The sequence below is a fragment of the Olsenella uli DSM 7084 genome (genome assembly GCF_000143845.1).
In the GTDB taxonomy this organism is placed as follows: Bacteria; Actinomycetota; Coriobacteriia; order Coriobacteriales; family Atopobiaceae; genus Olsenella; species Olsenella uli.
The window spans coordinates 1,128,189-1,150,527 of record NC_014363.1 but is presented as its reverse complement, the minus strand read 5'-3'; the positions used below and the strand labels follow the sequence as shown (position 1 = coordinate 1,150,527).

General features: G+C 65.1%; 18 protein-coding genes. 11 read left to right on the top strand and 7 right to left on the bottom strand.

Annotation, left to right across the window (positions count from 1 at the left end; translation table 11 throughout):
• The first annotated feature begins 25 nt into the window (after window positions 1-25).
• Together OLSU_RS05110 and OLSU_RS05105 are read left to right on the top strand one after the other, a co-directional pair.
• On the top strand, window positions 26-547 hold the full coding sequence (locus OLSU_RS05110; RefSeq protein ID WP_013251882.1) for a hypothetical protein: 522 nt from the start codon (window positions 26-28) through the stop codon (window positions 545-547).
• A 62-nt stretch (window positions 548-609) separates the two neighbouring features.
• Complete coding sequence (locus tag OLSU_RS05105; protein ID WP_041548923.1) at window positions 610-1,470, top strand: MBL fold metallo-hydrolase; 861 nt, start codon at window positions 610-612, stop codon at window positions 1,468-1,470.
• A 176-nt stretch (window positions 1,471-1,646) separates the two neighbouring features.
• Here OLSU_RS05105 and OLSU_RS05100 read toward each other — a convergent pair whose 3' ends face one another.
• From OLSU_RS05100 to OLSU_RS05070, 7 genes are all read right to left on the bottom strand, one after another.
• Window positions 1,647-2,948 (bottom strand): MFS transporter, encoded by a 1,302-nt coding sequence (locus OLSU_RS05100; RefSeq protein ID WP_013251880.1) that lies wholly within the window; start codon window positions 2,946-2,948, stop codon window positions 1,647-1,649.
• A gap of 2 nt (window positions 2,949-2,950) precedes the next feature.
• Complete coding sequence (gene buk, locus OLSU_RS05095; protein ID WP_013251879.1) at window positions 2,951-4,075, bottom strand: butyrate kinase; 1,125 nt, start codon at window positions 4,073-4,075, stop codon at window positions 2,951-2,953.
• A gap of 25 nt (window positions 4,076-4,100) precedes the next feature.
• On the bottom strand, window positions 4,101-4,586 hold the full coding sequence (locus tag OLSU_RS05090) for an ABC transporter ATPase (RefSeq protein ID WP_201781574.1): 486 nt from the start codon (window positions 4,584-4,586) through the stop codon (window positions 4,101-4,103).
• A gap of 95 nt (window positions 4,587-4,681) precedes the next feature.
• Window positions 4,682-5,677, bottom strand: coding sequence for a phosphate acyltransferase (locus OLSU_RS05085; RefSeq protein ID WP_013251877.1), 996 nt, complete (start codon window positions 5,675-5,677; stop codon window positions 4,682-4,684).
• 73 nt (window positions 5,678-5,750) lie between these two features.
• Window positions 5,751-6,002, bottom strand: coding sequence for an acyl carrier protein (locus OLSU_RS05080; RefSeq protein ID WP_013251876.1), 252 nt, complete (start codon window positions 6,000-6,002; stop codon window positions 5,751-5,753).
• Between the two features lie 117 nt (window positions 6,003-6,119).
• The gene (locus tag OLSU_RS05075) at window positions 6,120-7,412 is read right to left on the bottom strand and encodes an MFS transporter (RefSeq protein WP_013251875.1); all 1,293 of its coding nucleotides are present in this window, start codon (window positions 7,410-7,412) and stop codon (window positions 6,120-6,122) included.
• A gap of 131 nt (window positions 7,413-7,543) precedes the next feature.
• The gene (locus tag OLSU_RS05070; protein ID WP_013251874.1) at window positions 7,544-9,352 is read right to left on the bottom strand and encodes a CocE/NonD family hydrolase; all 1,809 of its coding nucleotides are present in this window, start codon (window positions 9,350-9,352) and stop codon (window positions 7,544-7,546) included.
• A gap of 211 nt (window positions 9,353-9,563) precedes the next feature.
• Between OLSU_RS05070 and OLSU_RS05065 the strand changes: the two genes are divergently transcribed.
• From OLSU_RS05065 to rbfA, 9 genes are all read left to right on the top strand, one after another.
• The gene (locus tag OLSU_RS05065) at window positions 9,564-11,120 is read left to right on the top strand and encodes a PucR family transcriptional regulator (protein WP_013251873.1); all 1,557 of its coding nucleotides are present in this window, start codon (window positions 9,564-9,566) and stop codon (window positions 11,118-11,120) included.
• A 187-nt stretch (window positions 11,121-11,307) separates the two neighbouring features.
• Entirely contained in the window at window positions 11,308-12,285 is a 978-nt protein-coding gene (locus OLSU_RS05060) for a flavodoxin family protein (protein ID WP_013251872.1), read from the top strand.
• 151 nt (window positions 12,286-12,436) lie between these two features.
• The gene (locus OLSU_RS05055; protein WP_013251871.1) at window positions 12,437-13,966 is read left to right on the top strand and encodes an FAD-dependent oxidoreductase; all 1,530 of its coding nucleotides are present in this window, start codon (window positions 12,437-12,439) and stop codon (window positions 13,964-13,966) included.
• A 110-nt stretch (window positions 13,967-14,076) separates the two neighbouring features.
• Complete coding sequence (locus OLSU_RS05050) at window positions 14,077-16,203, top strand: FAD-dependent oxidoreductase (protein WP_013251870.1); 2,127 nt, start codon at window positions 14,077-14,079, stop codon at window positions 16,201-16,203.
• A 16-nt stretch (window positions 16,204-16,219) separates the two neighbouring features.
• Window positions 16,220-17,287, top strand: a complete 1,068-nt coding sequence (locus OLSU_RS09505; RefSeq protein ID WP_013251869.1) for an NADH-ubiquinone oxidoreductase-F iron-sulfur binding region domain-containing protein — start codon at window positions 16,220-16,222, stop codon at window positions 17,285-17,287.
• Window positions 17,288-17,476: 189 nt separating this feature from the next.
• Window positions 17,477-17,950: a ribosome maturation factor RimP gene (locus OLSU_RS05040; protein ID WP_013251868.1), complete on the top strand. Its 474-nt coding sequence runs from the start codon at window positions 17,477-17,479 to the stop codon at window positions 17,948-17,950.
• 49 nt (window positions 17,951-17,999) lie between these two features.
• Window positions 18,000-19,244: a transcription termination factor NusA gene (gene nusA, locus OLSU_RS05035; RefSeq protein ID WP_013251867.1), complete on the top strand. Its 1,245-nt coding sequence runs from the start codon at window positions 18,000-18,002 to the stop codon at window positions 19,242-19,244.
• Between the two features lie 55 nt (window positions 19,245-19,299).
• Window positions 19,300-21,924: a translation initiation factor IF-2 gene (gene infB / locus OLSU_RS05030; protein WP_013251866.1), complete on the top strand. Its 2,625-nt coding sequence runs from the start codon at window positions 19,300-19,302 to the stop codon at window positions 21,922-21,924.
• 6 nt (window positions 21,925-21,930) lie between these two features.
• Entirely contained in the window at window positions 21,931-22,332 is a 402-nt protein-coding gene (gene rbfA, locus OLSU_RS05025; RefSeq protein ID WP_013251865.1) for a 30S ribosome-binding factor RbfA, read from the top strand.
• The last annotated feature ends 7 nt before the right edge of the window (window positions 22,333-22,339 follow it).

Genomic DNA, 22,339 nt, shown 5'->3' with positions numbered 1-22,339 from the left:
ACTTGATACACAGGAGGTTTCCGCCATGCCCATGAAATGGTCCACACGCTTCGTCAAGGCAGCGCTGCTGAACATCCTCACGGCCTGCGTGCTGTGCGCGCTCTGTGAGTGGTTGGCCATCTACGTCTGGAAGCAGGCCCCCGCGGATGTCATCGCCGCTGGTTGGAGCTGGCCGATGTTTGCCATTAACTTCGTGGTCGCCTGGGCCTGTGCCACCGTCATCGGCATGGTCCCTTACATTCCCGATGCGGGGTTTGCGTTCGGCATGAGGCACGCGAAGCCCTCCGATGGCGCAAAGTTCGGCCTGTGGGTCAACGCCTACATCAACACCTGGTATGCGGTCATCCTGAACATCGTGATGACGCTGCTCGACTCCGTCGTGCTGGGCGGCGCCCCCGTCTTTCCGGTGCTCTTCATCGGCTGGGCGCAGAGCATCATCCCCGTTTGGGTTGCCTGCTACATCGTGACCTTCCTCACGCAGGGCCCGATCGAGAGCCTTGCCCGCACTGTTTGCAGCGATCCTGCGCCCGAGGGCGACATGCACTAGAATCAGCCGGCAACGGCCTGGTCGACCTGCGTGCGCAGGCAGGCTTTTATATGGAAGCCCGTATGGAAGGGACGGCGGTGGCTGGCGGACTCTTTGAGGTCGAGGAGCTGGGCGAGAGGCTCTGGCGCATCGGGGATGCGCTCGGAGACCTATGCTACCTTGTCGAGGGCGAGCGCGAGGCAGCGCTCGTCGACACGCTGGCGGGCCTGGGAGACGTCGTCTCCCTCGCGCGCGGCCTTGTGGGCGAGAAGAAGCAGCTGCGCGTGCTGCTCACGCATTGCCATCCCGATCATGTGGGAGGCGCCTACTTTGCGCGCGAGTGCTGGGTGGGTTCGGCGTGCGCGGGCGCGTGGAATGCCTGCGAGAGGCAAGGCCTCGAGCTCGTGGCAGGCATGGCCGACGAGGCGGGTGTGCCGTTCGGGCCTCGTGACGGCGTTCGCCCCGTCGTGCGCCGCGTGGCGGAAGGCACCTCCTTCGACCTTGGCGGGCGCACGCTTGCGGCGGTCGAGCTGCCGGGGCATACCGCGGACTCGGTGGGGTATCTGTGTCCCGAGCTGGGGATCCTCTTTTCTGGAGATGCCGTCACACCCATCATGTGCCTATGCTTTCCCGAGTCGCTTGGCCTTGACGGCTGGCTCGCGACCCTGCACAAGATGGAGAAGCTGTCCTTCGAGCGCTTCTGGACGGGCCACCACCGCCATGACTTCACCAATGCAGACCTCGCCTCCTTCGAGGAGGCCGCCGCCTTCACACGGACGGACCGCGGGCACAGCTGGCACCACATGCTCGTGAGCGACTGGGAGGGCACACTGCACCTCTGTCCCTGCCCGACAAGCGACCCCGACAGCTGCGACTTTCGCGCCGTGATCACCCGGGGCCTGCCACCCGTACGCACACGCCAGGCGCGACGCGTGCGGACGTAGCGTCGCAAGACGAGGTCTGCGCAAAACGACCCTGTCCGTAGATGCTCCCGGCGCTGCCCGCGCGCCACGTCGTCCAAGAAGGCCGCCCCCGGCCTAGCCAAGCCGAGGGCGGCCTCCTTCGTACGGCCAAGCACAGTCGGAGGCGGCGGCACAGAGGCCGCCTTGCGGGCAGTCCCTTACGTGGCGTTTCGCCTCGCCTTCCAGTGCAGCGAAAAGAGCGCGAGCGCAAGGCAGCCGACCATGCAGACGTAGCCAAGGGCGAACATGAGCGGATAGCCGCCTGCCGAGTCGACCACGAGGCTCCAGAACACGGCGGCGAAGGTGCCCATGAACGACCCGACCATGCTCACGCACGAGTAGACGTTCGTGTAGTCGGCGCTTCCGAAGACGGTGCGGACCAGTAGCGGTGTCTGGACCGTGGTCTCTGCGTAGGCGATGCCAAAGAGGAAGGCTCCTACGAGCAGCAGCGCGAGCTGGCCGGGCAGCAGCCACATGAGGGTGACGCCCGCGACGCCCGCGCCGATACCCATGACGGCTCCGAGCTTGACGGACCTGTCGTTGACGACGCCGAGCAGCACCTTGCCGATGGCCTGGCCTGCCATGGCCGCCGAAGCCACGATGCCAGAGGCCGCGGCGACGGCAGGCAGCGTCTGTGCGAAGGACTGCGCGTAGCCGGCGAGGTACTGGTAGATCGTCTGGTTGAGCGTGATGAGGCCGCTGAAGGCTGCGAGTGCGAAGAACGCCGAGGTCCTCATGGCGGCGGAGGCCTCCATGCTGTCGTCGGGTTCCGGAGAGGCGCCGTCTGTGGCGGAGGGAGCGCTCTCGTCGGCCTCGTCCGCGCCATAGGGGAGAAGCCCCTTGTCGGCGGGGCGGCTCCTCACCACAAGGGTGGTGAAGGGTAGCGTGCCCACGAGGATGACCACGCCGAACACGAGGTAGGCGGTCCGCCAGCCCTCGGCGCCAGCGTTGATGAGCGCGGTACCGATGGGGTTGAAGATCACGCCGCCGATGCCCGTGAATGCCATGCACAGGCCCACGAAGAAACCCACGCGTTTGACGCACCACGCGTTGATGAGCGTGGGAACGGCCAGGTAGATGCAGGGTGCGACGCCGATGCCCATGATGGCCCCGCAGACGTAGAACTGCCACATCTCCTGGCAGGCGGACATCCCAAGGCAACCTACGCCAGTCGCGACGACTGCGGCGGAGAGGGCGACGCGCAGGTCCAGCCTGGAGAGGAGCTTGCCCCATACGGGCAGCGTGACCATCATCGCGAGGTTCACGATGGAGAAGTACAGCGTGAAGGTGGCCTTGGGCACGCCGAAGAAGGCCGAGACCGGCGTGAAGAAGATGCCTGCGCAGCTGAGCACGAGCGCGCATGGCAGGCAGGTGATCGCGACACACGACGCGACGATGGCGAAGGCGTAGTGGAAGCCGCGCGTCACGCTGGCGACGGCCCGCTGCGAAGAGGACCCCACGTCTACGCCTCCACGTCCGCGATCGCGCCGTCCATCGAGAAGCCCTTCCAGGAGGGTTCGCCGGTGAAGGCCATCACGGGCTCCTCACCGTCAAGCGCCCGGATGGCACCAGAGGCCAGGGCGTCCATCTCGAAGTCGCCCGCGTAGACCTTCACGGGCGCGATCCACTCGACCCGCTCGGTCACGTAGGAAACGAAGCGCGGGTCATGGGAGACGCCGCCGGTCAGGACGATGCCGTCGACCTTGCCCTTGAGGACGGCCGCGAAACCCGCGACATACTTGGAGACCTGGTAGGCCATGGCGTCATAGACGACTTCGGCCCATGCGTCGCCCTGCTCGATACGTGCGAGGATCTTGCGGGCGTCGTCGGTTCCCAGCAGGCCGACGAGGCCGCCCGTCTTGCCGACCACGCCGTCCATCTGCTTCCTCTGGGCGCCCTCGGCAAAGGCCATCCTGACCACGGGCTTCGCGGGAACGTCGCCGCAGCGGTTGGGCGCGAAGGGGCCGGCGCCCTCGAGGACGTCGTTGGTATCGACCATGCGCCCCCGCTCGTGGCATGCGACGGAGAGGCCGCCGCCTACGTGCGCGACGATGAAGTTGCCGTCCTCGTAGCCCATGCCCAGCTCGGCGGCGCAGCGGATGGCGCACTCCTTCTGGTTGAGGCAGTGGACGTGGCTCTTACGGTAAACGCCCGGCCAGCCGGTGATGCGCGCCACGTCGCAGAGCTCGTCGGTGTCGGGCTGGTTGACGGCGTAGGCAGGGCGTCCCACCTCCCGCGCAAAGGCGTAGAGGAGCGGGGCGCCGAGGATTGCCGGGTGGTTCACGCCGGCGTCCAGCACGTGGTCGCAGACCTTCCGGTCGATGGCGAAGATGCCGCCGACAGTGGGTCCCATGGCCCCGCAGTAGCCGGAGAATGCGTCGATGTCGGCGAGCCTGACGCCGTTGCCCTCGAGGGCGGAGAGGATCGTCCCCTTGCGGTACTCGAACTGGTCGGCCGCCATGTCGTACTTGGCGAGCTCCTCGGAGGGATGGGTAACGTTCAGGCGAAAGAGCGCCTCGGTGCCGTCGAACACGGCGACTTTGGTGGACGTCGAGCCGGGGGAGAGGGTCAGGATCTTGTAGCTCATAGCGGACTCCTTGCATCGGAATGAGTTATCGGCTTTGGACAGCGAAGAGGATGAGGGACGTCACGTAGCCAATCAGCACGAGGCAAACGTACGTCGAGAGCCAGGCGGCAATGACGTCGCCGCCCGCCGGGGCCTGGATGAACGCCATGGTGAGCGAGATGCACGTCACAAAGATGAGGTTCTCGACGAACACCCGCACGATGGGGCGCCAGCGATGCTCGCCCACCCACGCCGTTACGGCAGCCGCAATACCCGGTACGGGCAGTACCAGTTGCAACAGCACGTTGGTGAAAAAAGCGGATGCCACACCCGGATACCATGCCTGGAAGGTGAAGACCGCGCTGCCGAGCAGCATGGCCGACGTGTTGATGACAAGGGAGAGCACCAGGTCGCACAGGATGGTATCGATATTCCATTCGCACATGGGTTGCTTCCCTTCTTCCAGACCTGGAGACGACACGTCGTGCACGACAAGCCCGAGCATGGACCGCGGCAAGGTTGGCTCCAGCACTGCAGCCCATAGGCACAGCGCCACCAGGATCCGACGACAACTTCATCGCCCGCGACGACCCAGCGAACCAAACTCAGTGGCAGCCACCGCAGAACCTAGCGGGCGGAAAGGACGAGCATCGCGATGTCGCCGACGATCTCGTCGACTGTGGCACCGCGTGACGAGTCGGCGACCGGGCATTTAAAGCCGGAAAGGTTATGACCATACGCGGCACCGTGGGCAAAGCGCTGGATGAGCTTGACGGCGATGTTGGCGGCGTTCAGATCGGGGAACACAAGCACGTTGGCGCGTCCGGCCACGCCGCTCTCGTGCTTGACCTTCTTGGCGGCAACGGCCGGGTCGATGGCAGCGTCGAGCTGGAACTCGCCATCGATCGCCAGATCGGCACGACGCCCGCGAGCCAGCTCGATGGCCTCCCTCACGCGGTCGACGGACGTACCCGCACCGGAACCGTCCGTGGAGAATGACAGGAACGCCACGCGCGGCTCCCAGCCCATGATGGAGCGGACGTTATCGGCAGCGGAGATGGCAATCGAGGCCAGCTCGGTAGCCGTCGGCTCAGGGTTCAGGCCGCAGTCGGTAAAGGCGATGACGCTGCCCTCGGGACCTTCGAACGCCGGCGTGTCCACAAGCGCCAGGATGCTCGGGACATCGACGCCCTCGGCTAGGCCGATCACCGTCTGCGCCGCCATGAGTACGTCGCCCGTGGTGTTGACGTGACCGCAGAACGTGCAGTCCACATCGCCCAGCTCCTCCTTCATCATGGCGTAATACATGGGGTTCTTTATCTTGCGGCGGCTGCCCTTGGCGCTGATGAGGCGCGGGCCACTAGACATGTAGCGCTCGGCGAGCGCATCGGCCGCGGCCTCGTCGGCGTTATCGACGATCTCCATGCCCTCGAGCGACACGCCAGCCCGAGCGGCCGTCTCCTCGATCACGGAACGCGGGCTCACGAGCACAGGCATACCGATGCCCTCGTCGAGCACATGGCGGGCAGCGAGCAACGTCTTCTCGGCCTCGCACTCGGGCAGCGCAACTCGCTTGGGCGCACCCTGGGCATCCTGGATGAGCTTATCGATCAGGGTTGCCATGCCGGCATCATCCTTTCTCGTTAAAGAAGAGGGGGCGGACGTGAGTCGCTCACGGCCGCCCCGGAGGGTAAGACTACATGGACAGAGCGTCATCCACGAACTGGGCAGCCTCGGCGAAGGTCCTCTTCTTGTTCAGCTCCATGAAGGGGATCTCAACCTCGTACTCGTCCTCGAGGGCAGAAGCGAACTGGACGATGTTGACGGACTTGCAGTGCAGGTCGTCGACGAAGGAAGTCTCACCGGAGAGACCGTCACGGTCAACACCGAAGATCTCGACGGCCTTGTCCTTGAGGACGTCGACGACTTCTTCCTGGAATTCGTTCATGATGCAATCCTTTCGATCGGGTGGTTGCTGCTGGGCCCAGGCTCGGCCGAGTCACCGAAGGTCTGTCTGACGGCTGCGGCGCCCCGGCCCAAAAAAGGACGCGCAGCTGCCGGACGGCTACTCTCCGCAGATGTTGGATGCGATCTGCTTGTACGGCAGCACAATCACCGGGACGAGCGCGATAAGGCAGATGGTGAATACGGCGAGCATGACGTTCTGCGGACCGGCAACGGCGGATACCGTGGACATGACGGAGACGCCGGCGAAGTTCAATACGTTGAAAATCACCTGGATGGGCGTGTAAGCGACCTCGAAGTCGGCGCGACCGTAGATGGAAGCCGTCAGCGACATGCAGACGTTTGCAGCACCCGAAAGACCGAACATGAACATGCCGGTCGCAATGGCGCACACCACGGAGCTGGTACCGCCCATCTTCACGAACAGGCTGCCGAGTCCGAGCACGCAGATCACGACGAGCGTGGTCTTCTTGGTGCCGAGCTTCTGGTCGAGCACACCGATGAGGTAGTGACCCAGAAGACCGATCGGCCACATGGATGACAACAGCACGACGCCAAACATGGAATCTTGGCCGTAGGACGCGAGCGTCGGGACGAGCAGGGCGATAGTACCGGCGCCGACCATCATGGGAAGACCGGTTCCGAGACCGATAAGCCAAGTCTGCGGGGTCTTGAGCACGCGAACGGTGGTCCAGGGACTTGTCTTCTTGTACTCAAGCGCGGCCCTAAACTCGCCCTCGAGCTCCTCGCGGCTCACAGACTGATTGTTATCGGGATACGCACCGGCTTCCTCGGGATTGTCCTTGACGAACAGGAACACCACGATGGCGGTAATGGCAACGATGGCTGCCATAGCCCAGAAGAATCCGGAGATACCGAAGGCACTGCTGGCGAACCCCAAGATGATAGGGTTCAGCGTGGCGGACGAGATGGTCATGCCCATGGTGGCGATGCCCATGAAGGCGCCCTTGGTGCGCGGGAACCAGGCAGAGCCCAGAAGGCCCGTACCGATGGTCGCGTAGGCAACCATCGAGAAGTTGAAGATGACAACGCCGGCCACGAACAGCTCGAACGTACTGGCGCAGGCAAGTGCGGCAAACCCAAGGGCGGAACCCGCAAGGCCAATGGTCGAAACCATCCTGGCACCGATCTTGCGGCCAAGCGTGCCGAACAGCACGACGGCGATCAGGCTAATCCAACCCGCAACGGTGATGACATAGGACATGTCAGTCTGCTGCCAGCCGTACATCTCGGTGTACAGGCCGAACAGCGTGTTGGTCGCCGCGTTCCAGAACGAGTAGAAGTAGAAGAACACAAAGCAGGCGATGGTGATGCCCCAGCCCTTGGCACCGAAGTTCGGCAACCAGGCGTTGAATTTCTTTTGGTCAGACATTGTTGGCTCCCTAGAGGGGGTGGGAGGTGGAGAGGGGTCAGAACTCCCGCTGTCGTCGCTCCGATGACGGGACCGATGGGCGTGCCTTTAGGGGACACACCCCGGTATACAGACGATTGAGCCGCAGTGGACTAGCGGCAATCGCCACGCCAGATATAGTCGCCAACCTGGTATTTGGGCGGAACGACCGGAATCTGCAGGTAGGACTGATGGCGCCCACCGGTGTGGATGACGTGCATGCCGTCACCGTTATCGGTCTTGTGGTTCATATCGTTGTCATGGAACCACTCGGTCTTGATGAAACGGCCGGCGATAACGACCTGGAGCTTCTCGCCCTTGTGCCAGAAACGTGAGTGCGGGTACATCTCGACGTCGACGGGAACGATCTCACCGGGCTGCATGCGCTCCTCCTTCTCATGGCTGTGCACGGGCTGGAAGTCACTTGCGTACTTGGGATCGAGATCGCGGTGGCTGCAGCGCAGGAAGCCCCATGCACCGCGGTACGGAGCGCCCATGACGCGGATGGGCACGTAGTTGCCTTCGTGATCGAGCTTGATGACCCAGGGAAAGAGGTCCATGTTATCGTAGCCACGGCACTCGACGTTAAGGTGCAGCTTCATGAAGCCGGTGATCTCGGTGTCCTCGGTGAACTCGTAGGTGAACGTGGTGGTCTCGGCCTTGGGATCGTAGACGACCTCGGCCTCGCTCTCGAACTCATCGAAGCCCGCAGCGCCGTTCTCGGCGTCGAGGTAGAGCCTCTTGTACTCGGTGCGCTTCAGCGGGAAGGTGTCCTCGGCGCGCTTGTTGGCGTAGTCATAATCGTAGGCGTCCATGACGTCGAGACGAACGCGTGGCGTCATCTCCCAACCGTTGTGGATCTCCTTGCAGTAGCGGTCAAAGAACTTGCGTACGTCCTCCAGGTTGGCGGGCGTATAGGTGTCAGGCCACTCGAAGTCGCGGTGGGCGCGCATCCATTTCTTGGGGGTGCGGATGCGGCGGAAGCCCTCGAAGGCACCGCGGAGGTGGTGGTGGACCCAGCCGGCAGTGACATAGGTTGGGACGCGGATCTTGTTCCAGTCGACGACCTTGTCCCTGTAATAGGCGTTCATGAGAGGGTATTTGGCGACCATCGCCGGGGTGTCCTCGATGTAGTTGTTCACGGCGAGCGCCTGGATGATGTGGGTCTCGTAGTCGGGGTTGGGGATGCCTCCGCAGTAGTAGGACTCGCGGTAGAGGTCGCCCTGACCCTCCCAGGCTGCGAGACAGGCGAGATGGGGCGGACGGGTTGCGGCGATGCGCCAGTGGGCCATGCAGACGCCGGAGTTGCCGATCATCGTAGCACGACCGTTGCACCACTCCTGGGCCGTGACCCACTCGATGAAGTCATAGCCGTCCTGGGCGTCCTGGGACCCCCAGAGGTAGACGTCGCCCTCGGAGTTGCCGACGCCGCGCGGGTCGACGTTGGCCACGGCATAGCCATGGTGGCACCAGTAGCCGGGGTCGGGGGCCTCGAACTTGGCGTACTGAGAGACGGTCTTGGGCGGGACGCCCATAAGCTGCCAGGAGTCCATGCCCTCAGATGGGTTCTTGCCAAAGGGGGCGAAGACGCAGATGACAGGCACCTTCTCGCCGATGTTTGCCGGGCGGTAGACGTCTGCGTAGATGGTCACGCCATCGCGCAGGACGCACGCCACGTCACGATCGCACAGCACGCCCGGGATGTCGGTCATGTAGGTGTGGGGATCGTACTTGGCGCAGAAGCCCATGGTGGCGACCATCTCTCCGTCGCCCGCGTCAGGGTCCTCGGCGAGGCGTCGCTTGATCTCGTCGAGCTCCTCGCGGGACTTGCCCGGGTTGCCCTTGGCGAAGGGCACCTCGAACTCCTCGCCGCCAAAGGTCATCTTCTTGTAGATGCCCTTGTACTCCTTCTCTTCGGCCATGGAAACGCTCCTCTCGGGAACCTCTCTCGACGCACTGCGGGCGCCGTCTCCGTCATGGAAAAGTATCCGGTCTTGCGCTCCCGGGGTCATTGGACTAGGTGACAAACTTTGGTGCGAACGCGGACGTCTGCCGGTACCCGTGACCAACGGCGGCACAATGGGTGCATCCTCAGGGGTATGATGATTTGTGCCATCGCATGAGGGGGTACCCATGAAGCTGAGGACGGTCCTGTACGAGCTTGCCTGCGCCGACTGGCGCATAGGCAGGGAAGGGATCCTCGACGAGGACGTCCTGCTCACCCCCGAGTACGAGACGAACGTCCCACCTAAGGCGAGGCTGCTGAGGGTGGTGCGCCTCTTCGACTTCCGCGCGGGCAGCGTGCGTCCTGGTCAGCGCCATATCATGCTCGTCCATGCCGGGTCCCAGATCCCGGTGGACCTTCGCGTGATGGGCGACTTCGTGGCGGTGGCGCATAGCGCAAGCTACGACGATTTCCGTGCGGCCTTCCTCGACTTGCCTGCGAAGGCGGCTGTGCTGGAGCTCCGACGGGACCGCATGTTCGATGCGTTCCTCTCCAGCTACGACCTTGCGCAGTTCGCGCGCCGCTCCTCGGCCGTCCTTGGTAACCCCGTGATCATCGCCAACGCGGATATGCGGCTGCTCGCCACGGCGGGTGAGTTCCCGGCCGACGCGCCCGACGTCCAGGAGGTCCTCTCGCAGGGCTATCTCACCGAGGAGGTCAACTCGGCGCTCGAAGGTGACGGCACGCTGGCTTCCGTGCGCCATGCGCGCCACTCTATCATGAGCGGGACCCAGCGCTACGGCCGCCGGTGGGTCACGTCGATCATCTACTACCATCACCTTGAGATGGGTCGCTATGACGTCCTCGAGAAGGACAGCCCCATCACGGGCTTCGATCTAGAGCTCATCGACTATGCAGGTCAGCTTGCGGGTGTGATGATCGAGCGTCTTGGTGCTGCAGGGGAGCGCGTGGGTGCCGGTTCCTCGGTGCTGCACGATCTCGTGGAGGGCTCCTTCGTCAACGAGCGGACCATGCGTGCCCAGATCCTGCTCACGCGCCTGCCCATCGGGGAGTCCTACGTGCTGCTCGCCCTCACGGGCCAGCGTAACGCCGACAAGGAATACCACGCCCGCGTGGGCGCGATGGCCGTGCGCGCGCTGTGCAACTGCCTGTGGTATGCCCGCGAGGACTGCCTCGTGGTGCTTGCGCCCATCGGGAGGAATGAAGCTGTGGGCTACGATGACTACGCTCGCGCCCAGAGGCAACTCCGGACCAACGAGGCCTTCGTTTCCATGCTCCAGAATAACGGGCTCTCGGCCTTCGTGAGCGAGCCCTTCGACGACCTCTCCAAGTGTCCGGAGCGCCTGCAGGAGGCGCTTGACCTCGGCGAGACCATCCGCGAGCCGGGGCCTGGCAGGATGTTCTTCTACTGGGAACACCGCTTCGCCGCCCTCGCAGCCATTGTGGGCTCTCCCGAACGGCTCGAGATGCTGCTGGACAAGCGCGTGGTCGCAATGGCCGACTACGATCGCGATCATGGCACCTCCTACCTGCGGACGGCCATCATGAGCGTGCGTCACCCGGGAAGCCCGGCCGACGCCGCGGCGGCGCTGAGCGTGCATCGCAACACGTACTTCTATCGCGTGAACAAGATACGCGAGCTGTTCTTCGTCGACCTCAAGGACGGCGACGACCGGCTGGCGCTCAGCTTCTCCGCCTCGCTCATGGAGGGCGTGGGGCATTAGCCCTGAGTCATGGCTAACATGCCTGCCTGCATGTTTGTCAACGAGCACAATGCACGTGATTTCTTCTCGCACGTTTACTGGGCATTCGCATAACGGCAGAAACACTCCCGAAATCTACCCTGTATGGCAAGGGCGACGTCAGGGGGATGTCGCTCGCCGCACCGTTCGGGAGAGGAAGCTGATCGCCATGACCAAGGTTCTGGGCATTTCCTTCGGCACCAAAAACGGCAACAACGACAGCATCTGCAAGGAGGCCCTGATGGGCGCTGCCGAGCGGGGCTGCGAGGTCGAGTTCATCCGTGCGATGGACCTGGACATCAAACACTGCACGGGCTGTATCACCTGCGTCAAGATGCTGATGAGCGGCCGCGGCAACATGTGCATTCACAAGGACGACTTCGATTGGCTCTTCTTCAAGATGGCCGAGGCCGATGGCATCGTCATCTGCGACCCCATCTTCGAGACCGGCGCGTCGGGCCTGTTCCACACCATCATGGACCGCTTCGGGCCCCGCATGGACACCGGCAACAACGTCATCTCGACCCAGATAGCCCAGAAGATCATCGCCGAGGGAGGCAAGGCGAAGCTGCCCGACCCGCGCATCATCTGTCCGGGCAAGCCCATCTCCTACATCGGCATCGGCGGGTCCGACTGGGGCACGCACGTCCAGTCCGACCATGCCATCCAGGCCATGACCCCCACCTGGCGCGTCATCGATAACGAGTGGGTGCCCTGGTCCAAGCGCGCGCTGCTCGACGACGAGGTCGTCGCGCGCGCCCATCAGATCGGCACCAACATGGCCAACGCCGCAAAGGATCCCGAGCACGCGGCGTACCAGGGCGAGGACGGCACCTGCCCGCACTGCCATGCCAACGACTACTACCTGGTCCCCGACACGGACAAGGCCATCTGCTCGGTCTGCGGCCTCGAGGGCCATGTCACGCTCGAAGGCGGCGTCGTCAAGGTGGTCTACCTCGACGAGGAAACCCACGACGAGCGTGGGCTCTTCCGCGCCCACGACACCGCCGAGGGCAAGCAGATCCACGGCGAGGACATCGGTCGCATGGAGGGCGAGCTTTCCCAGCTCCAGAAGGGCGACGAGTACAAGCGTCGCGTCGCGCGCTACAAGGCGTTTGTCTCGGCCAGCATGCCCGTGCGCGCCTAGCTGCCCACACAGGGAGCGGGCGGGACAGAACCGCGAGCTTTGTCCGATTGCACATGGCCCCGCTGACGGCATTCTGGGAAGGTAGACAGCAACGCTGCCGTTCGCCACGAGGTGGGCGGCTTCAGGTAGGCAGACACATCAGGAGGAGTACATGGCAAAGCAGCTTGAGTGCGACGTCGTCGTCGTTGCCGCGGGCCTCTCGGGCCTGGCGGCCTCCATCGCGGCGGCCGAGGGCGGCGCGAGCGTCATCACGCTGGAGAAGGCCTCCAACACCGGCGGCGCCGCCAACATGGGCATGGGCCCCTGTGCGGCCGGCTCGCCCGTGCAGCGCGCGTCCATGATCGAGGTCACGCCCGGCGAGCTCTTCCGCCGCCACATGTTCTATACGCACTATCAGGTCGATCCCCGCTTGGTGCGCGCATACTACTTCAAGAGCGGCGACACCATCTCATGGCTGCAGGACATGGGCGTCGTCTTCAACTCCGTGCGCCCGGCGTTCCGCGCCCGCGAGCGCACCCGCGCCTACGCCGACGGCGAATACACCTGGCATGTCGTCCAGCCCGAGGACGGCTCCGAGCCGGGCCCGCGCGCCGCGACCACGATGACCAAGCGCATGACCGAGCGCGCCCAGGAGCTCGGCGTCGAGTTCCTGTTCGAGACCCCCGGCAAGAGCCTCGTCGTCGACGGCGGGGGTGCCGTCGTAGGAGTGCGCGCCGCCGACAAGGACGGCGGGGAGGTCGAGGTCTCCTGCAAGGCGGTCATCGTCGCCACCGGCGGCTTCGGCGCCAACGCCAAGATGATCCAGGAGAAGATCGGCCTCGACTGGGGTAAGAACCTCTACTCCTTCGCCGTGCCCGGCATGGACGGCGACGGTTACAACATGTGCCACGCCGTCGGCGCCGGCCGCACGCCCGTCACCATGGAGATGATGTACCAGCTTCCTGACAACATGAACCACTTCTACGTCGAGGGCGCCTTCCGCCAGCCCACCTATTGGTGCGACCGCAACGGCGAGCGCTTCATGCCCGAGGACGACATCTTCAACACCACCTTCGTCGGCAACGCCATCAACCACCTGCCGGGTAAGGTGGGCTTCGCCCTCTTCGACTCCAGGATGCTCAAGAACTGGAAGAAGAACGGGCCTGACATCGTCTCTCACGTCCACCCGCACGACCTCTACGAGCACTTCGAGGAGCAGTTCGAGCAGGATCTCGACACCTATGTCGACGGCAACGGCGACCATGTCATCGCCCGCGCCGACACGCTCGAGGAGCTCGCCGAGAAGATCGGTATCGACCCCGAGGGCCTGTCCAAGAACGTCGAGGCCTACAACGAGATGTGCCACGCAGGCTACGATGAGCTCTTCGAGAAGGAGCGCCAGTTCATGCAGCCGCTCGAGAGCGGCCCGTTCTACGCCTGCCGCCAGTACATGGGCGCCTACGGCACCCTGGGCGGCGTGCTGGTCAACGACCGCATGGAGGTCATGAACGACGAGTACAAGGTCATTCCGGGCCTCTACTGCGTCGGCACCGACGCCTGCACCATCTACGGTGACTCCTACAACTACTCCATCCCCGGCAACACCATGGGCTTCTGCCTCAACTCCGGTCGCATCGCAGGCGAGAACGCCTCCATGGCAGCGTTCGATTACGCGGATGGAGACGAGGAGGAGTGGGACTAGCTCCCAGCACGCCTCGTCTGAGCGGGACCCTCGCTCGAGGGTCCCGTCTTGCCCTGTGCGCGCCTCAGGGGAAGGGAGCGCACAGGGCTCGACCCTAGGAGAGACATAACGTGAAGCTGACTATCAACGGCCGGGAGGTCAAGGCCGAGGGGGGCACCTCCGTTCTGGATGCGGCCCTGGACAACGGCATCTTCATCCCGCACCTGTGCAAGCACCCCGACCTCGAGGCGGTGGGCGGCTGTCGTCTCTGCGTGGTCGAGGTCGACGGTGACGGCGAGGCTGTGCCGGCCTGCAAGACCACGGTGCGCGAGGGCATGTCCGTCGACGCCGAGAGCGTGGTGGCCGACAAGGTCCGTCGCATGGCGATGGAACTCATCCTCGCCACACATCCCGCCGACTGCACGGGCTGCCCCAAGTACGGTGTGTGCGAGCTGCAGTCCATGTACCAATACATGGGCGTCTCGCCCGCGCGCTGGCGCTGCAAGATCCGCTCCGTCCCGACGGACGACTCCAACCCGCTCATCACGCACATGTTCACCCGCTGCATCCGCTGCGGCCGCTGCGTGCGCGCCTGCCGCGACCTGCGCGGCGTGGGTGTCCTTGACTACCAGCGCACCGAGAGCGGCATCCGCATCGGCATCGACGGGGGCGTCTCTCTCGAGGAGGCGGGCTGCCGCTTCTGCGGGGCCTGCGTCGAGGTATGCCCGACCGGCTCGATTGTCGATGCCCTCGGCCTGGCGAAGCCCGAGCGCTCCAGCGAGGACAACGTCGTCCCCTGTCGTTTCGGCTGTCCTGCGCACATCGAGATCCCGCGCTACCTGCGCTACATCAAGCAGGGAGAGTGGGAGAAGGCCACGGCCGTCGTGCGCGAGAGGGTCCCCTTCCCCGAGACGCTGGGTTCCATCTGCACCCACAACTGCCAGGGCGAGTGCAAGCGCAACGACCTGCACGGACCGCTCTCCATCTGCCGCCTGAAGCGTGCGGCAGCAGTGCGCGACAACGGCGCCTGGAAGAGCCGCGTGCGCCACGATCCCCTCACGGGCAAGTCGGTTGCCGTCATCGGCGCAGGCCCCGCAGGCCTCACCGCCGCACTCTACCTCGCCGAGAAGGGCCATCGCGTCACCGTGTTCGAGGCCAATCAGAAGGCCGGCGGCCAGCTGCGCTATGGCATTCCGGCCTACCGCCTGCCCGACGAGGCCATCGACAGAGAGATCGATACGATCCTCGAGGTCTCCCAGGGCACAGACCCTCGGCCGCGCATCGACCTCAGGCTGGGCGAGCGCGTTGTTGACCCCGTCTCGCTCAGGGGCGACTTCGACGCCGTCCTCGTCACGGTGGGGACCCACCAGGGTATCGTGCTTCCCATGAAGGGACATGGCCTCAAGAACGTCTACGTTAATACCGCCTTCCTGAAGGCCGCTCGCGAAGGCAAACCCCTTCCCGTCGAGGAGGGCCGCGTCGTCGTCCTCGGTGGGGGCAACGTCGCCTATGACTGCGCACGCACGGCGGTTCGCCTGGGCGCCAAGAGCGTCGACGTGGCGTGCCTCGAGGCCGAGGACAGGATGACCTCCACCCCCGAGGAGCGCAAGGAGGCGGCCGAGGAGGGTATCGTCCTGCATGACGCCCACGCCTTCAACTCCATCGACGAGTCCCCCGAGAAGCCGGGATTCGTGGGAGGAATGACTATCCAGAAGATCTCCCGCTTCTACTTCGACGAGAACCACCGCGCCGTGACCGAGCTCGTGGAGGGCTCCGAGCTCACGCTCCCGGCAGACTACGTCATCTTCGCCGTGGGCCAGAAGCCCGAGGATACGCCGGTCATGGGCCTCGCGCTCACACACGGTCCCTACGTCGTCGCGGACGGTTGCCTCATGACCTCCGTCGAGGGCGTCTTCTCCGCTGGCGATGACGTCACCGGTACCAAGTCCGTGATCGCCGCCATCGCCCAGGGCCGCGAGGCCGCCAGCTCCATCGACCGCTTCCTGGGAGGCGACGGCGACATCAGCGAGGAACTGCTGGACCGCGAGGAGGGCGAACAGCGTATCGGCAAGGCCGCCCCCGGCTTCTATGACAGCCCGGTCCTTCCCCAGTTCGTTCCGGCATCCGAGCGCAAGGGCGCCCTCGAGCCGTTCGAGTGCCCGTTCAGCGAGTCCGAGGCCAAGCGCGAGGCGAGCCGCTGCCTGCAGTGCGACCTGCGCCTGACCCTCGAGAAGCCGCGTCTCTGGAACGAATACTAGGGAGGGGACGGACCACATGACCATCATCAACTTCATGCCCGTCTACCGCCAGGCCCCCGTCTCCCTGAGGCTGCTCGAGGAGCGCCTCGACGAGGCCGTCGAGCGGGCGGCATCCGAGGACGTCACGCTCATCCTGCCCAAGGGCCGCACCGACCTTGCGAGCCGCTTCGGCGAAGGCAAGGTGGTCCTTGCGGACGAGACGATCGGCTTCCTCTATGGCAACGACACGGCGGCTGCCAAGCTGCTTTCGGGCGAGAAGCCCGTACCATCTTCCGTGACGGGTGCGGCCGAGGACGAGGTCGTCTCGGGTGAGGCGTGGCTTTGCGGCCAGGACGGCACCAAGCGTGTGTGGCTGGAAGGCGCGAATGACCCCGTCGAGGTGGATGCTACGACCACGGCTGCGGGTCTCCTCTCGGTCACCGCCGTCCCCACCGAGGGGCTCAGGGCCGTCTACTTAGGATATCCGCAGAGCCGTTTTCTGGTGCCCGGCGAGCTGGACGAGCCTATGGAGCTCTCCTGCGACTACATGTGCGTCTACACCGATGCCAACTGCATGGCGAACGCCCTGCACGAGATCGCCACAACCTTCCACCGGGAGTGCTGTGGGCGCTGCGTCTTTGGCTACGAGGGCGGCTATCAGCTCGAAACGATCCTGGGTGACGCGGTGGGGAAGAGGGGCCGCATGGGCGACCTCGACCTCATGCGCGACCTCTGCCCGACCATGTCCACCCAGTCGCTCTGCGAGCTGGGGCGCATCATGGCGCGTACCGTGCAAGAGGGCATCGACCTCTTTGGCGACGAGCTCGATCGGCACGTCAGCAAGAGGAGCTGCCCTGCGGGCGAGTGCAAGGCGTTCATGACCTACCACATCCTCGTGTCGCGCTGCACCGGCTGCGGTGACTGCCTCGCCGCCTGTGAGGAGGACGCGATCACGGGCAAGGACAAGTTCGTCCACGTCATTGACCAGAAGGCCTGCATCCAGTGCGGCAGGTGCCTGGAGGCTTGCGGGGAGGGCGCCGTCGTGATGGCGGGTGCCAGGAAGCCCAAGACGCCGCCACGCCCCATCCCCTGCAAACGGAGCTAGGGGCATGGCCGTCGGTCCCGAATGCCATCGCTCGTGCGGGTAATATGTGCGTGATTCCCCCTTGCCACCGGTGGCGACGTTGGCTATATTATGTGAAGCTCAATTGTGAACGTACGAGGAAGTGGGGCAGCTCCTTTGCCCTGCTTCCTTTTGGTATGCAGACGGTCCGTCTGCCGGGAGGAGTATCGCGTGGCAACGACCGACCTTGAGAGGCAACTGGTGACCGCGCTCGAAGATGCGGCTCGGTCGCATGGCATCGACGTCGTGGACGTCGAGGTCGTGGGCTCGAGCAAGGCCCCCGTCGTGCGCGTGAGGATCGACCATGCGGACGAGGGGGTCCCCACGATCTCGCTCGACGAGGTTGCCGCCCAGAGCGGCTGGATCAACGAGGTCCTGGACGACGCGGATCCCATCGCGGGATCCTACGTCCTCGAGGTGTCCTCGCCGGGTCTCGCGCGACCGCTGCGCAAGGAGCGCGACTTCGAGCGCTTTGCGGGCAGTGACGTCTCCCTCAAGACCTTCGCTCGCGAGGGTCGCCGCCGCTTCACGGGCAGGCTGCTGGGCGTCGAGGGAGGCAGGGTCGTCGTCGAGTGCGGCGAAGAGCGCGTCTCCCTCGCCCTCGACGACATAAAGTCCTGCCACGTCAGACCCGACTTCGACTAGCCGCAAGGCGTCTCGAGAATCCGTTCGCCCCTCCCGGGAAGGAAGAAACATGGCATCCGAAATGATGGAAGCACTGATGGCGCTCTGCCAGGAGAAGCACATCGACGAGCTCTACCTCATCGACCGCCTCGAGCAATCCCTGGCCAAGAGTTACGCCGAGATCCTGCACCTCGACTTCGGAGCACGCGTCACCATTGACCGTGCGACCGGACGCGTCTACGTCTACAAGCTCGTTCCCGAGGGGGACATCAACGACGAGACTGGCGAGTTCGACAACTTCGAGGAGGTCGACGTCACGCCCAAGGACGCCTCGCGCATCGCCGCGCAGCACGCCAAGTCCGAGATTGCCGAGATCGTGCGCAACTCTGCCCGTCAGCAGATCTTCGAGGAGTTCTCTCAGCGAGTGGGCGACATCATCACCGGCACCGTGCTGCAGACCACCCCCGACTTCGCCTTCATCAAGATCCGCGAGGGCGTCGAGGCCGAGCTGCCCTACTTCGATCAGCGCCGCTACCCAGACGAGCGCAACGAGCGGCCTGTAGGCGAGCGCTACATCCACAACCAGCGCATCCGTGCGATCATAGTCGACGTGCGCGACCCCAACAGCAACCAGCCGCCCATCCGCGGCGAGCGCCAGCGTCCCTCGATCGTCGTCTCCCGTACCCACCCCGACCTCATCCGCAGGCTCTTCGAGCTCGAGGTTCCCGAGGTCTACGAGGGTGTCGTCGAGGTCCGTTCCGTCGCGCGCGAGGCGGGCGTGCGCTCCAAGGTCGCCGTGTCCTCGCTGGACGACCGTCTCGACCCCGTGGGTGCCTGCGTCGGCCCCAAGGGCAGCCGCGTGCGCACCGTCGTCTCCGAGCTGCGTGGGGAGCGTGTCGACGTCGTGCTGTGGAGCGACGACCCCTCACGTTGCGTCGCCAACGCTCTCTCGCCGGCGCGCGTCTCACGCGTCATCGTCGATCCCGAGAACAACTACGCCACGGTCATCGTCCCCGACGACCAGCTCTCCCTGGCCATCGGCAAGGAGGGGCAGAACGCCCGCCTCGCCGCGCGCCTGACCGGCATGCACATCGACATCAAGAACGAGTCCCTGGCGGCCGACATCCTGCGTGACATGCCCAAGGAGGTCGAGCTTGCCGGGGAGGACGGCGAGTACCGCTGCGAGTACGTCGGGGCCAACGGGGTCCAATGCCGCAACATGGCCCGCCCTGGGTCGCGCTATTGCGGCGTGCACGAGAAGCTCGCCTCGATGCCCGCGGATTCCGTCAGCGACGACCCCGACTCCCTGATCTAGCACGAGGGTCCCACCTCGTAGTCCCCAAGACCCTCGTCCCAGAAAGGTTGGTCACATGGCAAAGACGCGCGTACATGACCTCGCCAAGGAATATGGCATGACCAGCAAGGAGATGCTCGGCCATCTCGCAGACATGAAGATCCCGGCCAAGTCCCCGTCCTCGACTTTGGAGGATGCCTACGTCTCCATCGTGCGCAAGAAGCTCAAGCCCATCCTCGAGGCCCGTGCGGCGGAGATCGAGGCCGCCAAGAGGGCCGAGGCCGAGGCCGAGGCCGAGCGGGAGCGCGTCGAGGCGGAGAAGGCCGAGCGGGAGCGCATCGAGGCGGAGGCCCGTCGCGAGCGCGAGCGAGCCGAGGAGGAGCGCAAGCGCGCCGCCGCCGAGGCCGCGCGCAAGAGGGCCGAGGAGGAGCGCCTGGAGGCGGAGCGCCTTGCCGCCGAGGAGGCCGAGCGCAATCGCGTGAAGGACACCGCCCCCAAGTCGGTCCCGTCCTTCACCAGCCTGCTCGACCAGATCGCCCAACAGGAGAAGGTCCTGCAGCAGCAGGCGGAGGAGGCCTCCAAGAAGAAGGACGAGGCCCGTGGCGGCAAACGTGACGACCAGCACCGTCCCCGTCGCAGCGCCGCGCCCCGCCCCTCCGAGGGTGCCGGCGCCCCCTCGCCCGGAGACGAGGGCCGCAAGGGCAGGGGCAGGGGACGCAAGACCACTCGCAGGGGAGGCCAGGAGGAGGACCGCTACAGCCGCATGGCCCGCGAGGCGGAGGAGTACAACCGCTCCCACGTCCTCGAGGAGGCCCGTGTGGCCGTCGAGGAGGCCACCCGCGAGTCCACCGGTCGTCGCAAGAAGCGCAAGGAGCGCAGGAAGCAGCAGGCCGAGCAGGCCGCCGAGCAGCAGCGCATCGAGGAGGCCATCGCCAACGACCAGGACGTCTCGCAGCTCGACACCGTCAGGGTCCCACAGGGCTCCACGGTCACGCAGCTGGCCGGGCTCCTCGGCGTCCCCGCCAACGACATCATCAAGCGCCTGTTCCTGCTGGGCACGCCCCTGACCCTGACCGAGTCCATGTCCGACGAGCTTATCGAGCTGGTCGCCGATGACCTCGGCCGGGACGTCAAGGTCATGACCAAGGAGGAGGAGAACTCCTTCACCTTCTTCGACAACCCCGAGGACCTGGTGTCCCGTCCCCCCGTCGTCACGGTCATGGGCCATGTCGACCACGGCAAGACGTCGCTTCTCGACGCCATCCGCCACACGGGCGTCGCCGCAGGGGAGGCCGGTGGCATCACCCAGGCCATCGGCGCCTCGCAGGTCAAGATCAACGGGCGCATCATTACCTTCATCGACACGCCCGGTCACGAGACCTTCACCGCCATGCGCGCCCGCGGCGCCAAGGTGACCGACATAGTCATCCTGATCGTCGCCGCCGACGACGGCGTCATGCCACAGACCATCGAGTCCATCAACCATGCCAAGGCTGCCGGCGTGCCCATCATCGTCGCCGTCAACAAGATCGACAAGCCCGGCGCCGACCCCACGAGGGTTCGCCAGGAGCTCACCGAGTACGGCGTCATCCCCGAGGAATGGGGTGGCGAGAACATGTTCGTGGACATATCCGCCAGGCAGAACCAGGGCATCGACACCCTGCTCGAGAGCGTCCTGCTCGAGGCGGACGTCCTCGAGCTCAAGGCCAACCCCGACACCTTCGCGTCGGGCAACGTCCTCGAGGCCAAGCTGGACCGTGGCCGTGGCTCCGTCGCCACGCTGCTGGTCAGCCGAGGCACCCTGCATGTCGGCGACGCCATCGTCGCGGGCCTGGCCTTCGGCAAGATTCGTGCCATGGTCGACCCCCGTGGCAACAGCGTCACCGAGGCGGGACCCGCCGATCCGGTCGAGGTCCTCGGCCTCTCGAGCGTGCCGATGGCCGGTGACGAGTTCCGCGTGTTCCAGGACGAGCGCGATGCGCGCGGCCTGGCCGAGCAGCGCCAGCTGAAGGCCCGCATCGAGGAGCAGAACCGGGTCAAGCACGTGACCCTCGAGAACCTCTTCGACACCATGGCCGACGCCGACGTCAAGGAGCTCAACCTCATCATCAAGGCCGATGTCCAGGGCTCCATCGAGGCGCTCCAGGACTCGCTGGACAAGATGGACCAATCCGAGGTCCGCATCAACACGATCCACTCTGCCGTCGGCGCCATCTCCGAGACCGACGTCGTCCTCGCCGACGCATCGAACGCCATCATCATCGGCTTTGGCGTTCGCCCCGAGGCCAAGGCGCGCACCGCCGCCGAGCAGCAGGGTGTCGAGATCAGGACCTACAGCGTCATCTACAAGGCCATCGAGGACATCGATGCAGCCCGCATCGGCATGCTCAAGCCGACCGAGGAGGAGCGCCAGACGGCCTCCGTCGAAGTTCGTAACACCTTCAAGGTCCCCAAGGTCGGCATCGCGGCGGGCTGTATGGTCCAGGACGGCGAGGTCTCCCGGGATGACCTCTGCCGTCTCGTCCGCGATGGCATCGTCGTCTACGAGGGCAGGCTTGCATCGCTGCGTCGTTTCAAGGATGACGTCAAGACGGTCAAGGCCGGCTTCGAGTGCGGCGTCGGCCTCGAGAACTTCCAGGACATCCACGTCGGCGACATCATCGAGGCGTATCGCGTCGAGCAGGTCGCCCGCACTGAGTAGGCTGACATGAAGCAGAACAGGAACTCCCGGCGGAACAACCAGATCGCGCGCGAGAAGCTCGCCAGCATCCTCCTCTTCGAGGTGGCCGATCCCGACCTGGCGCTCGTGACCCTCACGGGCGTCGAGGTCTCGGTCGACAAGTCCGTGCTCAAGGCATACGTGAGCTGCGAGAGGGATCGCTACGACTCCGTCGCCGACGCGCTCGAGCGTGCCAGGGGCCGCATCCGGGCCCTGCTTGGACACGCCCTTGGCTGGCGGGTCACGCCAGAGCTTATCTTCGAGATAGACACGACTGCCGACGAGGCCGAGCGCATCTCCATCGCGCTGGAAAACGTCCCTCCGACCCTCTCCGTCGAGAAGGACGATGCGGGCTACCCCGTCGGTGACACACCTGGGGACGAGGAGTAGCGCAGCT